Raw genomic sequence first — 15423 nt, 5'->3', positions numbered from 1 at the left:
AGTTGTGCAAATTCTCAAAAATCGATGAGAAGGTCAGACCCTGGGGACGAGAGTCAGCAGACTGACCTCCGGTCGGCAGGCGAAACGCACCGGTGAGAAGGGCGAGAATCCCAATCCTGCAGAGATTTCGACGAGAGATTTCCGGTAGGGAAACAGGCCTCTCGCGCGTGTCCGATCGAGGTCGCAGTTCGTCACCGGCGCGCCCCAGAATGGCACCCGGATCTGCCCCCCGTGAGTGTGCCCGGTCATGATGAGGTCAGCTCCCGCCGAGGTGAACGCCTCCAATGTGCGCGAATAAGGCGCATGCGTGACCCCTACTTTCACCCCAGCTTCAGGATCGAACCGAGGGTAGTCGAACGCCTCAGGGCCGCGGCCCTGACCGTCGCTCGGCTGGATCCGGTCACGGTCGATGTGGGAGTCCCCCAGGCCGCAGAAATCAATGCGGGTTCCACGGACCGTCAGACTCGCCTCGGCGTTGTCGAGGAAATGCCATCCACGGGCCTTACTGTGCGCGTCACTGGTGGGCGTGTCGCCGGTGGGCGTGTCCTCGGCTGTAATGTGACTGCCTTCGAACCCACGAATCAGGGCCTTGACGTCGAGGTCGGGCCGCGTGCGATGCTTCACCTCGGAGGGAGACCGCAGGTAGGTGGCAGGATTCTTCGCCTTGGGCGAGAAGAAATCGTTGGACCCGAGGACGAAGACGCCGGGAACATCGAGGAGTCCGTCGAAGACGTCGAGGACGGCGGGCACGATGTCTGCAGAGAGGTTGTCCCCCGTGTTGACGACGATGTCGGGGTCCAGGCGTGTCAGCGCCTTGACCCATGAGGCCCTGTGCTTCTGCCAGGGCGCCAAATGCAGATCAGAGACGTGCAGCATCGTGATGGTCTGTGCTCCGGCCGGCAGGATCGACAGGGTGTGGCGACGGACGGCGAAGAGGTGCGGCTCGATGACCGCGCCCCAGATGCCGGCTGCCGCAGGAATCGCGAGGGCGCCGGCGAATAATGCACGCTTCTTCATTCGTCCAACTCTAGTCGGCCATCCTCGACACTGTCCCAACTACTACCTCACGGCGGCCCAGCACCATGGCGCAAGGTTGCTGGGCCGCCGTCAGGTAGTTCGGGAGGAGTGGTGGGCTCGCGGCGTCTCAGGCTGGGAACGCGACCGGCTTCTCGTGTTCATCGGCAGCACGGGCGGTGCGGCGTCGGTGCAGATGCTTCATCCGGCGCTGCCCCACGAAACGGCAGACGAGGTAGATGAGGAACGAGATCGTGGTGACGAACGGGCTGATCGGCACGACCGGCGAGCCCAGAGCGATGAGAATGCCGCCGACGGAGGACGTGACCGCGAAGATGACGCTGAGCACCGGAACCCATACGGGGGATGCCGAGAGCTGGGTGGCCGCCGCGGCCGGGGTGATGAGCAGCGCGAGCACCAGGAGCACGCCGACCACCTGCACACTCAGTGCCACGGCCAGGCCGAGGGTGAGCATGAAGACGATCGTCAGCCCCGATACCGGCACCCCTTTGGCACGTGCCACCTCAGGATCGAGGCTGGCGAACATGAGCGGGCGCCAGATGACGGCGAGCACGAGGAGCACAATCAGCGAACACACGACGAGGGTCATGATCTGACCCGGTGTGATGGCCACGATCTGGCCGGTCAGCAGTCCGAATTTGCTGGCTGCCCGGCCATCGTAGAGTGCGAGGAACAGGATCGCCAACCCCAGCCCGAAGGGCATGAGCACACCGATGATGGCGTTCTTCTCCGACGCTTTGGCCCCACCGACACCGATGATCAGCGCGGCGATGATGGAGCCGATGATGGATCCACCCACCACGTCGAAGCCGACGAGGAGGGCGAAAGCGGCACCGGCGAACGAGAGCTCGGAGACACCGTGGACGGCGAAGGGAATGTCGCGGGCCATGACGAAGACGCTGATGAGACCACCGACGACGCCGAGCAGCCCGGCGGCGATGAGCGAGTTGGACAGCAGCGCCACCAGTTCGCCGTAGTCCTCGAAGGTGAACAGACTGCCGAAGATCTCCTGAGCTGACATCAGATCGCACCTCGTTCCATGCTCATCTCGTCCTCGTGGATGTGGTGGTCGACGCATTCGGCTTCGCCGCCGACCACGATGAGCCGGCCACCGACTCGGACCACTTCGACTGGGGAACCGTAGAGTCTGGTCAGCGACCTGGTGGTCATCACCTCGGCGGGAGTGCCGACGAGGAAGTGGCCGCCGACGATGTAGAGGACGCGGTCGACGTAGGGCAGGATCGGGTTGATCTCGTGGGTGACGAAGACGACGGAGGTGTTGCGTTTGACTCGCTGCTCATGAAGCAGACCGGCCACGACCTTCTGATGATGGATATCCAGGGACAGCAGCGGCTCATCGCACAGAAGCACCGAGGGGTCGTTGGCCAGGGCCTGGGCCACGCGCAGACGCTGCAGCTCACCGCCGGACAGAGTCCCGGCAGGGGCGTCTGCGTAGTCGCTGGCGCCGACGGAGTCGAGGAGCTCATCGACCTGCTGGCGGCGTCGCTTCAAGAGCCGGCCGGGCCCCCAGCGGTGTCCGTCGATGCCCATCCGGACCAGATCGCGGCCCCGCATCGGGGTGTGCTGGTCGATTCCGCGCTGCTGGGGAATGTAGCCGATGGCCGAGTTTCCCGTGTGCACTTTCCTGCCATTGACCTCAGCTGAACCGGTGGACAGCGCATGCTGGCCCAGCAGCACCTTGAGCAGCGACGTCTTCCCGGTCCCGTTCGGGCCCAGCACCGCCACGAACTCCCCGGGCGCGATATCGAGGTCGAGGTCGTGCCAGAGCACGCGCTGACCGAATCGCAGCTGCGCATCGCGCAGACGGATCACCGGTGGTTGGCCAGCTGTTGTGATCTGCTCGGGAGAAATGTCGGAATCAGTGGCCATTCTCAGTGTTCATGTCCTTCGAGCGCAGTGGAGATTTCGGTGATGTAGTCGCCCATCCAATCCGCATAGTGCGCATCGGCCGGCATCGTTTCACTAAGGTCGACGACCGGAACGTCGGATTCCTCAGCCGTGGATTTCAGCCGCTCTGCCTGTGGACCTGCCGCTTGAGTATTGTACCCAAGCAGAACTGCGTCACCCGCCGAAATCTGCTCCTCGGCCTTCTTCAGCACCAGGGGCGGCACGTCGTTGCCCTCTTCCACGGCTGCGAGGAACTCATCGGAGGTGATGTTCGTCAGCCCCATGTCCTCAAACAGCCACAGCGGCACAGGTTCCGTGGCCGCGACCTCATCACCCTCATGTTTAGTCTTGGCCGCATCGATCTGCGACTGCAGCTTCTCCAGCGTCTTCTTGTAGTCGACTGCGTTGGCGCTGAACTCGTCCTTATGCTCAGGTTCCGCCTCGCCGAGGTGGGTCGCGACCTCGGCGACGAGTTTCGTCATCGTGGGGACCGAGTACCAGAGATGTTCGTTGAATTCCCCGTGTTCGTGAACGTGGCCTTTCTTGCTGTGTTCGTGGCCTTCCTCGTCTTCACCGTGGTCATGGACGTGGCCGCCGCCGTTGGCCTCTTCACCGTCGTGGTCATGGGGCTCGTTGCCGACGTCCTCGGAGCCGGGGAGGCCTGAGATCGAGACTGTGTCGATGGTTTCGACCTCGACGTCGGAGGCTTGAAGCATCGTGGTCATGAACGAGTCGTAGCCGCCGCCGTTCTGCACCACCAGATCGGCCTTCGACAGCTTCAATCGGTCCTGGGTCGTCGCCTCGTAGGAGTGCGGGTCCTGGTTGGGATCGTCGATGACTGCGCTCACCTTCGCGAAATCACCTGCCACCTGCGACACGATGTCCGCATACACATTGGTCGAGGCGACAACCGAGAGCTCGGTGGAGCCTGACGCCTGTCCCCCGCACCCGCTCAGAGCGGCGACAGTGGTGAGAGCGGCTGCCCCGGACATGATGCCGAGTAGGGAAGATCGCATGGTGTGCCTTTCAGAGCGTGAGCGAGGATCAGCGTGTCAACGACGTTCACACTACTCAGCCCGAAGACTCACCACTAATATAAATATTTATATATAGCAACTTGTTTATGTGTGGAATCACGAGAGCCGCCCGCAGACCATCGGTCTGCTGGCGGCTTTCTTACAGCTTAAGTTTCAGCTTGTTCCAGCTGGGAGATCAAGCCGCCTGTGACTCAACCTTCTTCGCCAGCAGCGCCGCGATCTGCACCGTGTTCAAGGCGGCACCCTTGCGCAGGTTGTCGTTGGCGACGAACAGGACGAGTCCCTTGCCTGCCGGGGCGGACTGGTCGGCGCGGATACGGCCCACGAAGCTTGCGTTCTTGCCTGCTGCCTTCAGCGGTGTGGGCACGTCGTCAAGTTCGACGCCGGGTGCCTTCGCGAGCACCTCGGTGGCCTTGGCCGGGGTGATCTCGGAGTCGAACTCTGCGTGGATGCTCAGGCTGTGTCCGGTGAACACGGGAACGCGCACACAGGTGCCTGCCACGAGGAGATCCGGAAGCCCCAAGATCTTGCGGCTCTCGTTGCGCAGCTTCTTCTCTTCGTCGGTCTCGAGTTCACCGTCATCGACGATGGATCCTGCCATGGGCAGGACGTTGAACGCGATGGGTTCGACGTAGTTGTCCGGGGCGGGCAGATTCACGGCGCTGCCGTCGCGGGCCAGCTTGCGGGAATCTGCGACCCCGGCTTCGAGCTGACCGGCGAGCTCTTCGACTCCGCTCACACCTGAGCCGGACACTGCCTGGTAGGTGCTGACGATGAGTCGCTGGAGGGCAGCGGCGGAATCGAGTGCCTTGAGGACCGGCATGGCGGCCATTGTGGTGCAGTTCGGGTTGGCGATGATGCCCTTGGGCAATGTGTCCAGAGCTTCCGGGTTGACCTCGCTGACGACCAGGGGAACGTCAGGATCCGAGCGCCAGGCCGAGGAATTGTCGACGACGATGGCTCCGGCGGCGGCGAAACGCTCCGCCTGTGCACGGGATGTGGCCCCGCCGGCGGAGAACAATGCGATGTCGAGCCCACTGGGGTCCGCCTCGGCGGCGTCTTCGACGGTGATGTCCTCACCGGCGAATTCGATGACCTTGCCCGCGGACCTCGCCGAGGCGAAGAGCCTCAGGCTGTTGATCTCGAATCCGGGATTGTCCGCCAGCAGGTCGAGCATGACGCCGCCCACCTGACCGGTTGCTCCGACTACTCCGATATTGACGCTCATCGTCCGGTACCTCCGTAAACCACTGCTTCGTCGTCTTCACTGTCGAGTCCGTATGCGGCATGGGCGGCACGGACGGCGTCGTCGAGAACATCTGCTCTCGTGACGACGCTGATGCGGATCTCCGAGGTGGAGATCATATCGATGTTGACTTGGGCGTTGCTCAGTGCCTCGAACAGGATGGCGGTCACACCGGGGTGGGAGCGCATGCCTGCACCAACGACGGAGAGTTTGCCGATCTGATCGTCGTAGCGAACCTGGTCGAAGCCGATCGAGGTCTTCACCGCGTCGAGGGCTTCAAGTGCCTTGGCACCGTCGTCCATCGGCAGGGTGAAGGAGATGTCTGTCTTGCCGGGTTCGCGCGTGGAGATGTTCTGGACGATCATGTCGATGTTGATCTCCGTCGCGGCCATGGTGTTGAAGATCTCGGCAGCTTTGCCAGGAACGTCGGGAACGCCGACGATCGTGACCTTGGCCTCCGAGCGATCATGGGCGACTCCGGAAATGATTGCCTGTTCCATGTTGGACTCCGTTTCTGATTCCGCTGCTGCCGGGGCCTTCGACCCCCGTGTCGGCCGGAAGGCTTCAGGAATGGGTGAGCCGGTCACCCAAGTGCCTTGATTACGTGAGAATGAGGACCGCACGTGCACGGGCACATTGTAGCGGCGGGCGTATTCGACGCACCGGAGCATGAGGACCTTGGCGCCCGAGGCCGCCATCTCCATCATCTCCTCGTATCCGATCTCGTCGATCTTGTGTGCGTTCGACACGATGCGGGGGTCTGCGGTGAATACTCCGTCGACGTCGGTGTAGATCTCGCACACGTCGGCATCCAGTGCCGCTGCCAGTGCCACCGCGGTTGTATCCGATCCGCCGCGTCCCAGTGTGGTGATGTTCTTCGCTGTCTGACTGACTCCCTGGAATCCGGCCACGATGGCCACGTATCCCTGGTCGAGTGCCGAGCGGATGCGACCCGGCGTGACGTCGATGATGCGCGCCTTGCCGAACTGCTCGTCGGTGATCACACCTGCCTGGGAGCCGGTGAATGACTGTGCTTCCTCGCCGAGGTTGGCGATCGCCATGGCAAGGACCGCCATAGAGATGCGCTCACCGGCAGTGAGAAGCATGTCGAGCTCACGGGCTGGGGGCATCGGAGAGACCTGTTGGGCCAAGTCGATGAGATCGTCGGTGCTGTCTCCCATGGCCGACACCACGACAACAACTTCGTGACCGGCCTGACGGTTCTCGACAATTCGCTTGGCCACTCGCTTCACCGATTCCGCATCGGCTACCGAGGACCCGCCAAACTTCTGGACGACTATGCTCACTGCAGTCTCTTCCTTATCGCTGATAAGTTCCGTGCCGGGCGATCGATTCCATGCTTCCAAACATGGTCGTCTCGTGCTTGCATCGATCAGGATTTCAGCCGTGTCGGCTCTCCGGCACCTTGACCATTGTATGAGGTCAGCCGTTTCACTTCACCTTCGCCCGTCATTCAGACCCTGCTCAGGTCCTCGGGATTCGCATCGCAGATCCGCTGGGACCCCCGCGCTGTTCACGATCTCGGGTGGTCGGCCGGTGATGCACTCTGCTCGTCTCAATCGGGTCTGACGTTGACGGTGAACAGATCTCCCGGCTGACAGTCGAGGGCCTGGCAGAGCGCGATGAGCGTGGAGTATCTGATGGCCTTGGCACGGTTGTTCTTGAGCACCGACAGGTTGGCCAGGGACACCCCGACAAGCTTCGACAGCTCGGTGAGGCTGAGGCCTCTGCGCGTCAGCATCGAGTCAAGATGACAGACGACATGGAGCGAATCGAATTCCTCAACCATCAGACCAGTCCCTCGAGCTCGTCCTGGGCAGCCCGTCCTGATTTGAAGCAACGGCGCAGAAGCTCGATTCCACCGACGACGCCGAGCAGGAGGAACGCCTGCCCGGTTGAGACGCCGGGACCGACCTCATCAGCGATGCCGAGATCGCGCGAGACCATGTTGCTCCCCAACACCATGGCACAGAAGTACACCAACCAGCCACAGGCGATGAAACCCTCAAGGACTCCCAGTGCCGTGATCGATCGCCCGGTGAACGGATCACCTTTTGCGATGTCTCTGATGACAGGAACGATCGCGACTGCGGCGATGATGAGGGTGAGGATCAGAGCGATCTTCGCGATGAGGAGGAGCACCATCGTCGCAGTGGCCAGGTCAGTGGTGGACGCAGTTATCTGGGTCAGGCCGGTCAGCGCTGCCTCTGCCCCTGGAAAGTCGAGCGTCGCCACGGTGTCGGATTCGAATTCGAGTGGCAGCCTGATCGTCGAGTGGGCCAGGTCGGTGATCAGCTCTGTCACCGCGTAGATCGTGTAGAACGCGATAGCTAACCCGACCCAGAGTTCGTACCCCGCGCCGAAGGCCTTCGGCTTGGCATCGTCGTCACCGCGCTTCAGACCACCCCTGAGGCTTCCGATGACGGTGCCGTTGCGGTGAGCGGGCCTGTCTCCGCCCTCGTCCGACTCATCGGGCATTTCGTTGCGCCCGGTTCCCTGTGTCATGACTCTGCCTTCCCCGTTCCACCATTTCGATTCACAATTTCTTATCGTTACTCGATATATCGATAAACAATATACTTCACGATAATCGATATGGTGTCAAGAGCAGACAACGGCCGAAGAAGACCAGCAGGTTACTGCCGGTGAAGGCTGGGTCAGTCCATTTCGCGACGGCCGGAGAAGGCACGACCGAGAGTGACCTCGTCGGCATATTCGAGATCGCCTCCGACAGGCAGCCCAGAGGCCAGCCTGGTCACGGTGACTCCCAATGTGTTGAGCAGCCGCACGAGGTAGGTGGCTGTGGCTTCACCTTCGAGGTTGGGGTCGGTGGCGATGACGCATTCCTTGACTTCACCGTTCTGCAGACGCGGCATCAGTTCTTTGATGCGCAGATTGTCGGGGCCGACTCCGGCCATAGGATCGATCGCACCGCCGAGGACGTGATAGAGGCCTCGGTATTCACGGGTGCGTTCGATGGCGACGACATCCTTCGGCTCCTCGACGACGCAGATCATCGAACGATCACGACGCGGATCCTGACAGACGGTGCACTCTGATTCTTCAGAGACATTGCCACAGATGTCGCAGAAGCGCACGCGTTTCTTCACATCGGTCAGAGCCTGCGCCAAGGCGCTGACATCAGCGGATTCGGATTGGAGAATATGGAACGCCAGTCGCTGTGCGGACTTAGGGCCGATGCCCGGAAGCTTGCCGAATTCCTCGACCAGGTCCTGCAGGGCACCTTCGTAAACCGAGCTCATACTTCTCTTTCATCAATGATTTCGCCGCCGAGGACCCGTGCGATCACGGCCACTCCGATCTGTGGAGCTTCCGATACGTCGAGGTCCGTGTCCGGATCGTACTCGTCTTCGTCGGCGCCGGAACTCTGGGTATGAGAATCTGCGTTCTCGCTATTCGCATCGTTTCCGGTCAACGCGCCGTTCGTGTTCTGCGGGTACGCGTGTCCTCCCGTCTGGGCCGTTGGCTGTGGGGTGCCACCTCCGTGCTTCTCGGCAAGAGCGGCGAAACGGGATTTGAACGGCTTCGCGCCTCCGTGTCCCTGCGGTCGCGAGGACTGTGCTGACGGCTCCTGAGGCTGTGACTGCGCAATTGGCTGTGCCCCAGAATCCGGCAGTCCCATATCGGCATCCGCGTAATCACCGAGGAAGTCGAGATCATCGTCTTCCGGGGGAGGCACGACCAGCGCTCCGACTTCCACAGCACCCGAACCCGCGCTCGTGGACTCATCGATTGGATCCGTCGGCTCAGCTGCGCCGCCTGGGGAATCACCGAGGTTCGGGGCACCATCGCTTGGCCCATCGTGCCAGGCCGGTTCCTCCCATCGGGGCTGCACATACTCCATCGGTGCATCCGGCGCCACCTGTGCCGCGGTGTGCGCCTGTGGATCACTGTCCGATTGCCGATCGGAGGGGTAGTCGGAGGGACCGCTGAAAAAGTCATCGTCAGAGAGATCGGGCACGACGATATCCGAGTCCGCCGCTGACTCGTCCGATACCGAGATTTCAGATGCCTGCTCTTCAGCCGCAGCATCGCCTGATGCCGCTTTATCAGACGCCGACATTTCAGGGTTTGACTCGTCAGGCCCTGGTGCTTCCGCGGATGCTTCCTCGACCAGCTGCGATTGGTCGGCCGACATGGCAGCGCCGCCCGGACCGGAGTGGTTATCCGGAGCGAACTCTTCTGTCGAGGCGGGCGCACCTGCCGGTTCAGCCTGGTTGCCCGGATCGTCGTTGGCGCCGGCGGGTGTCCCCGGTTGTTCTCCCTCCTCATCGTCGTCGGACCAAGGTCCCTGAGGAGAGCCGCTGGTCTCCCAGAATTTCTCGTGATCAACCTGCGGCTTGTCGACCTCGCGAGTGCCGACGACCGCGGCGACTTCCTGTGGGCTGGGTCGTCTCTGCGCGGGGGCTGGTCCCCGGTTGCCGGTGGTCTCGTTCATCACCGGGGCCGAGGCGCCCTTGCCACCGGTTCCGCCCCCGGCATCTTTCTGATTCGAATTCCCACCAATACGGCCGACGTCGCCGATGTCGATGCGGGCCTGGATGCCGAGGACATCATTGATCGCCATCGCCAGCTTGGCAGCATGGTCTCTCTGCTGGAAGCCCTGGACAGAACCGGCGTTGTTGAATCCGAGGTAGACAACACCAGCCGAGTAAGATTGTGGGATCGCATTCGCCGCAATGATCGCCCTGGTCAGACGGCTACGTTTCTCAACTGCGGCAAGGATGCTCGGCCAGGCCCGCCGAATCGCTTCGATTTCGCCACCGATGTTGCCTGCGCCAGCCACAGCCCCATCTTCGGGAACAGAGTCAGCCTCTGGAGCTGATTCTTGAGACGGCGCGTTGGCCTCCTGCTCGCCCGGAGACTGAGGCTGCTGGTCCTGCGACGCTCGGTTCTGGGGTGCCGGAGTCTGCGACGCTCGGTTCTGGGGTGCCGGAGTCTGCGATGCTCGGTTCTGGGGTGCTGGAGTCTGGGGTGCCGGATCTTGAGAAGCAGGTTCGACCCCAGACTGTTCACGAGGTTCCTCTTCTGCGGCTGCGTTCACCGACTGCGGTGGCTCGTTGAGCATGGATTCCGCAGCCACAGCCATGTCGGCGAGATCGTCGAAATCGTCACGCGGTGACTGATTCGAAGGCTGCGGCGCAGGCGCCTGCGCTGGCTGCGCCGATTTCGGCTGCGCAGTGGTGTCCTGCACACCGCCCGGCCCGGCAGCTCTGCCCTGCTGGGCAACTTCTCTCTGCTGGGAGCCTGCATCCGGCTGAGCAATTCCATCCTCCTGTGCAGGCGGAATGTTCGCGGCCGTTCCCGATGCGGACATGCCGATCCGACGTTCCATCCGTTCGACACGGCTGAGCACGGCGTCGCGACTGCGGCCTGAACCGGGCAGAAGAATGCGCGCACAGATCAGCTCGAGCTGCAGCCTCGGCGAGGTTGCTCCTGACATTTCGGTCAGACCCTGGTTGAGTAGGTCCGCCGCGCGCGAGAGCTCGCCCTGCCCAAAGCCTCTGGCCTGCAGGGTCAGTCGTTCGAGGCGGTCAGGAGGGACCTCCGGAAGGAAGGCATGAGCAGCCTCAGGGGCCGCATTGATGACGATGAGGTCGCGCATGCGCTCGAGCAGATCCTCGACGAAGCGACGCGGGTCTTGTCCCGATTCGATGACACGTTCGACGGCACGGTAGACCCCGCCGCCGTCACCGGCGGAGAAGGCGTCGACAATGTCGGACAGCAGAGAGTCAGGGGTGTAACCCAACAGCGAGATGGCTCCGGCGTAGTCGACACCGTCAGGCCCCGAACCGGCGATGAGCTGGTCGAGGACGGACAGGGTGTCACGCACTGAACCACCACCGGCGCGCACGACGAGCGGCAGCACACCCTTGGCGACCTGCACGCCTTCGCGGGTGCACAGATCGTCCATATAGTTGCCCAGCGCCTCGGGCGGGACCAGCCGGAAGGGGTAGTGATGTGTCCGCGACCGGATCGTGCCGATGACCTTCTCAGGTTCGGTCGTCGCGAAGATGAACTTGATGTGAGGCGGCGGCTCCTCGACGATCTTGAGCAGAGCGTTGAACCCCTGCGAGGTCACCATATGAGCCTCATCGAGGATGAATACCTTGTACCGGTCGCGGGCCGGGGCATAGATCGCACGCTCACGCAGGTCACGGGCATCGTCGACACCGTTGTGGCTGGCCGCGTCGATCTCCACGACGTCGAGGGACCCCGGGCCGCCGTTGGCCAGATCCTCACAGCTGGGGCACTCACCACAGGGCACAGGAGTCGGGCCCTTGGCACAGTTGAGGCACCTCGCCAGGATCCGTGCCGAGGTGGTCTTGCCACAGCCTCGGGGGCCGGAGAACAGATAGGCATGGTTGATGCGGCCACGTTCGATCGCGGCCTTCAGCGGATCGGTCACATGCTCTTGACCGATGACCTCATCGAAGGTCTCTGGGCGGTATCTTCTGTACAGTGCGGTGGACACATGCTTAGCCTAATGCCAACGGCTGACACGACACACGTGCCCGCTGCTCGTCGTCATGGTGACCTGCAGCCCAAAGCGAGACGCAGTTCGTTGTGGCCGGCAGTGTGAATCGGGCACGATAGAGGCTATGAGCCACTCCGTCCCCGATTCCCCCGACAACGACCCTGCCGAGAACGACCCGGCGAAGACCTACCGCATCGGACACAAAGAGCGTGACGAAGCGATCGAAGTCCTGCGCGAAGCCGCCGGCGACGGCCGGATCACGGTGGAGGAACTCGACGAACGTATGGAGAAGGTCCATGCCGCCCGATTCCCGATCGACCTCGACGAAGTCCTCTCCGACCTCACCATCCAACTGCCCTCTGATCGATTCCGCCCCGGTACCGCTGTCAGCCGATCGGCTCCCGCTGGCCGGGCCATCGAGTCAGGCAAGCCATTGGTCATCAAGGCCGGCTGGGAGAGCGACCTCCGCCGCGGGCGGTGGCAGGTCCCGCCCTACATCAGGTGCGAGCCGTCGATGTCGAACGTCGAACTGAACTTCCTCGAGGTCGAGACCGACCTTGAGGTCATCCATGTCGAAGTCGTCGCCGGAATGGGGTCGGTCGTCGTCGTCGTTCCCGATGACTGGGCCGTCAACGTCGACGACCTGTCCAAGTCCTGGGGCTCGGTGAAGTCCGTGGTCAACGCAATTCCCGAGGGCCGCAGACCGACCATCGTAGTCACCGGGTCGATCGGCATGGGCTCCTTCCGGGCCCGCTTCGCCAACTTCCTCGACCGTCGCCGGATGGCCAAGTGATGGAGCCGGGTCTCGGCGCCGTCATCTTCCTCATCCTGACCATCATCGTGGTCTTCAGTGTGGGCGCCTTCCTCGTCTACCGGGTGATGAATCGTCCCAACGCGCACATCGGCTCCCGCTTACCCACAGAGGACCCCAGCGCCGAGGTGGGACCTGAGGACGGATCGGACCCTCCCTCGGATCCTTGAAATCCGGAGTGAAGCATGGTCGACTCAGGTCATGGTCGATGTCCAGATCACCCGCATCGAGCCCGACGATGTCGACGGGCTCGCGCAATGGCGTGCGCTCATGTGTGAGGCCTATACCTTCGGCCGCACCGCCGCCTGGTGGCAGAGTCTCGAGTCGACCCTCACCCAGTTCGCCCAGCCCCGTTCGGACAAGGCCGACATCGCACTCGTAGCCCACCTCGGCGAGGTACCCATCGGCGGCGCCGAGATCAACATCGTCTCCGATGCCCCTGCCGACGTCGAAGTCGGAGTTCTGCCCGCGCACCGACGACAGGGTTACGGCACGTCGATCGCCGGAGCCGTCGCGGATCTGCTGCGTGGACGCACGGAGCTCGTCCAGACCGAAACCTACTGCCCGGAGGGGGTGGCCTTCGCACAGGCACAGGGACTGATCATCGGCAATGAGGAACAGCGGCTGCTGCTGGACCTGCCGGCCTACCTGCGTGATGATGCCAACCGCTACAGGGACCCGGCTGTGAAGTCACGGCTGGCGATAGACCCCGATCCGAATGTGTCCATCACCTCGTGGATCGGTGGCTGCCCGGACGAAGCAGTCGAGGACTGGGCACGGCTGCGTCAGCAGATGGACGAGGACGTCCCGGTCGGTGACCTCACGCGCACGCTCAAGCATGCCGGTGCCGACGCGATCCGCACCCATGAGGAGCGGATGGCCGACCAGGGCTGGATTCTGGTCAGCTCGATCGCCCACGTCGACGACGACACCGCCGGGGTCGACGACAATGCCGCTGACGGGCCGGTTGCTGTCGGGTACACGGAGATCATGGTCTCTCGCCATGACACGGACATCGTCGTCCAGGAGGACACCTTCGTCGAGGCAGCGTATCGCGGTCGCGGCATCGGACGCGGGCTCAAGGTCGCGAACATGCGCCAGCTCCACGAGATCCCGGAAGTCGCCCAGGCCTCCTGGATCCAGACCTACACAGCCACGGGCAATGGGCCGATGCACGCGCTCAACCGAGATCTCGGCTTCTTCCCTGCGGATTCCATGACCGCGCTCGAGGGACGTTTCGACTACAGTTGAGTGTGAAAGTTCCGGCTATCTGATCGAAGCAGGCAACCGTGTCATCGAATATCCTCATCACCGTCTTGGTGTTCATCATCGTCGTTCTCATCACGGTGATCGTCATCCGCAGGCGTGCTGCCAGCCGCCGCAAGTTCGAAGAGAATGCGGCCGCACCCCACCGACCACAGGATCCGTTCGCGCCGGAGCAGAACGCAGGCGGGGATCCGGAGACGATCAAGGCCGGTGACCTGCTCGAATTCGGCAATGAGAAGTTCTTCGTCCGCGGCACCCTGCGCATCTCAGAGGGCGGCTACGACTGGGCCGAGCACTTCTTCCAGGCCGACCAGTCCGCTACCCGCCTGTGGCTGACCGTCGAGAATGATCCCGATCTGCAGGTCTCCCGGTGGAGTGATCGCCCCGAGCTCGACATCGAGCCCAAGGCCAAGACCATCACGATCGAGGGCACCGAGTACAAACTCGTCGAGCACGGCACCGCCTCCTATCGCTCCGAGGGCACCACCGGCCTCAATGAGAAGGGCGGCGTCGACTACGTCGACTACGAGTCCGATGACCACAAGCTGCTCGCCTTCGAACGCTTCGACCACGGTCGTTGGGAAGTGAGCACTGGCGAGTCGATCCCGGTCGGTTCCTTCACCATCTATTCGGGCAGCTGATGGCACTCACTCCCCCGATGACACAGCAGGTGAGCGCCGACGTGGCATTCACCGATACGTCTGCCCAAGCACTGAGCTTCAGCCTGGACCAGCGCCGAATCACACCTCTGGCCTCAGAGTTCATCGATCTGCCATCGTCGGATGGGCAGGGTCGGACGCGCCTCGAGCTCCACGTCATCGGCTCCTCCCACCAGGTGATCCTGAGCGACAACAACACTGACTCATTCATCGAGACCTTCGCCTGCCTCGGCGAGGATGAGAGTCCTGGCTGGGACACGACCCGCACCACCACTGGAACCTGGTCGGGATTCACCCGGCATCAGTTCCGCTGCGAGCTCACAGATGTTCCCGGCAGCTTCAGTGATGCCGCCGCCGAGGTGGTGCGCCGTTCGAGCGCCCACGACCGTCACCTCGTCGTCGACTTCCCCGGTGAACCGGGTGCGTTCACGGCACTGGCGCTGACGAACAGCACACCGGAACAAGTCTCCTGGCAGAGCTGGCACTGTTATCCCCAGCACCGACAGATCGTGCACAGCCACAGTGAACTGAGGAGGAGATCATGAGCCGCGATCCCAACGTCTCCATGGGTGGAGGCTCCTTCAACTTCGACGCCGAGAACGGGCGCGGCTCCGGCGGCGGAGATCGCGGCTCCGGCGGCAATCGCGGCTCCGGACCCTCGAACAATAACTCCGGAGACCCGAAGAAGGGTTCCGGGTGCGGCACCATCGTCATCCTCGTCGTCATCGTCCTGATCCTCGGCAGCATCATGAATGGCTGCACGGACGATTCGAACGGCTCAGGCGGGGGCGGCGGAGGATTCTTCTTCCTTCCCTTCTTCGGCGGCTCCAGCAGCACCGGATCGACCTACGGCGATGGCTCCGGATTCCGCGGCGGCGGACCCGGCACCGGCAAATGACAGTGCCCACAGCAACTGCAGAAATGACAGCACCGACCGCACC

16 protein-coding genes are annotated in these 15423 nt (G+C 62.9%); 6 read left to right on the top strand and 10 right to left on the bottom strand.

Annotation, left to right across the window (positions count from 1 at the left end; all coding sequences use genetic code 11):
* Positions 1–33: 33 nt before the first annotated feature.
* From AAFP32_RS03730 to AAFP32_RS03685, 10 genes are all read right to left on the bottom strand, one after another.
* Positions 34–1017, bottom strand: a complete 984-nt coding sequence (locus tag AAFP32_RS03730) for a metallophosphoesterase (protein WP_350270696.1) — start codon at positions 1015–1017, stop codon at positions 34–36.
* 127 nt (positions 1018–1144) lie between these two features.
* On the bottom strand, positions 1145–2056 hold the full coding sequence (locus AAFP32_RS03725; protein WP_350270695.1) for a metal ABC transporter permease: 912 nt from the start codon (positions 2054–2056) through the stop codon (positions 1145–1147).
* Positions 2056–2925, bottom strand: coding sequence for a metal ABC transporter ATP-binding protein (locus tag AAFP32_RS03720; RefSeq protein ID WP_350270694.1), 870 nt, complete (start codon positions 2923–2925; stop codon positions 2056–2058). The genes AAFP32_RS03725 and AAFP32_RS03720 overlap by 1 nt, the downstream gene beginning before the upstream one ends.
* A 2-nt stretch (positions 2926–2927) precedes the next feature.
* Positions 2928–3959, bottom strand: coding sequence for a metal ABC transporter solute-binding protein, Zn/Mn family (locus AAFP32_RS03715; RefSeq protein WP_350270693.1), 1032 nt, complete (start codon positions 3957–3959; stop codon positions 2928–2930).
* 196 nt (positions 3960–4155) lie between these two features.
* Complete coding sequence (locus tag AAFP32_RS03710) at positions 4156–5208, bottom strand: aspartate-semialdehyde dehydrogenase (RefSeq protein WP_350270692.1); 1053 nt, start codon at positions 5206–5208, stop codon at positions 4156–4158.
* A complete protein-coding gene (locus tag AAFP32_RS03705; protein ID WP_350270691.1) occupies positions 5205–6533 on the bottom strand; it encodes an aspartate kinase in 1329 nt (442 codons plus the stop codon). Before AAFP32_RS03705 ends, AAFP32_RS03710 begins: the two co-directional genes overlap by 4 nt.
* Before the next feature lie 269 nt (positions 6534–6802).
* On the bottom strand, positions 6803–7036 hold the full coding sequence (locus tag AAFP32_RS03700; RefSeq protein ID WP_350270690.1) for a helix-turn-helix transcriptional regulator: 234 nt from the start codon (positions 7034–7036) through the stop codon (positions 6803–6805).
* On the bottom strand, positions 7036–7752 hold the full coding sequence (locus AAFP32_RS03695; RefSeq protein WP_350270689.1) for a DUF2975 domain-containing protein: 717 nt from the start codon (positions 7750–7752) through the stop codon (positions 7036–7038). The genes AAFP32_RS03700 and AAFP32_RS03695 overlap by 1 nt, the downstream gene beginning before the upstream one ends.
* 152 nt (positions 7753–7904) lie before the next feature.
* A complete protein-coding gene (recR, locus tag AAFP32_RS03690) occupies positions 7905–8510 on the bottom strand; it encodes a recombination mediator RecR (protein WP_350270688.1) in 606 nt (201 codons plus the stop codon).
* Positions 8507–11743, bottom strand: coding sequence for a DNA polymerase III subunit gamma and tau (locus tag AAFP32_RS03685; RefSeq protein WP_350270687.1), 3237 nt, complete (start codon positions 11741–11743; stop codon positions 8507–8509). The genes recR and AAFP32_RS03685 overlap by 4 nt, the downstream gene beginning before the upstream one ends.
* 127 nt (positions 11744–11870) lie before the next feature.
* Between AAFP32_RS03685 and AAFP32_RS03680 the strand changes: the two genes are divergently transcribed.
* From AAFP32_RS03680 to AAFP32_RS03655, 6 genes are read left to right on the top strand one after another with little or no spacing between them, the layout of a single operon-like run.
* Positions 11871–12539, top strand: a complete 669-nt coding sequence (locus tag AAFP32_RS03680) for a DUF1707 domain-containing protein (protein WP_350270686.1) — start codon at positions 11871–11873, stop codon at positions 12537–12539.
* The gene (locus tag AAFP32_RS03675) at positions 12536–12727 is read left to right on the top strand and encodes a hypothetical protein (protein WP_133066490.1); all 192 of its coding nucleotides are present in this window, start codon (positions 12536–12538) and stop codon (positions 12725–12727) included. The genes AAFP32_RS03680 and AAFP32_RS03675 overlap by 4 nt, the downstream gene beginning before the upstream one ends.
* Before the next feature lie 31 nt (positions 12728–12758).
* Positions 12759–13808: a GNAT family N-acetyltransferase gene (locus AAFP32_RS03670; protein WP_350270685.1), complete on the top strand. Its 1050-nt coding sequence runs from the start codon at positions 12759–12761 to the stop codon at positions 13806–13808.
* A gap of 38 nt (positions 13809–13846) precedes the next feature.
* Positions 13847–14464, top strand: a complete 618-nt coding sequence (locus AAFP32_RS03665; RefSeq protein ID WP_350270684.1) for a DUF4178 domain-containing protein — start codon at positions 13847–13849, stop codon at positions 14462–14464.
* The gene (locus tag AAFP32_RS03660; RefSeq protein ID WP_350270683.1) at positions 14464–15027 is read left to right on the top strand and encodes a DUF2617 family protein; all 564 of its coding nucleotides are present in this window, start codon (positions 14464–14466) and stop codon (positions 15025–15027) included. The genes AAFP32_RS03665 and AAFP32_RS03660 overlap by 1 nt, the downstream gene beginning before the upstream one ends.
* Positions 15024–15380 (top strand): hypothetical protein, encoded by a 357-nt coding sequence (locus AAFP32_RS03655; protein WP_350270682.1) that lies wholly within the window; start codon positions 15024–15026, stop codon positions 15378–15380. The genes AAFP32_RS03660 and AAFP32_RS03655 overlap by 4 nt, the downstream gene beginning before the upstream one ends.
* Positions 15381–15423: the final 43 nt, after the last annotated feature.

Origin of the sequence: Brevibacterium sp. CBA3109, assembly GCF_040256645.1 — a bacterium.
Taxonomy (GTDB): domain Bacteria; phylum Actinomycetota; class Actinomycetes; order Actinomycetales; family Brevibacteriaceae; genus Brevibacterium; species Brevibacterium koreense.
The sequence above is the reverse complement of the archived record's forward strand: the minus strand, read 5'-3'. Positions and strand labels throughout refer to the sequence as shown.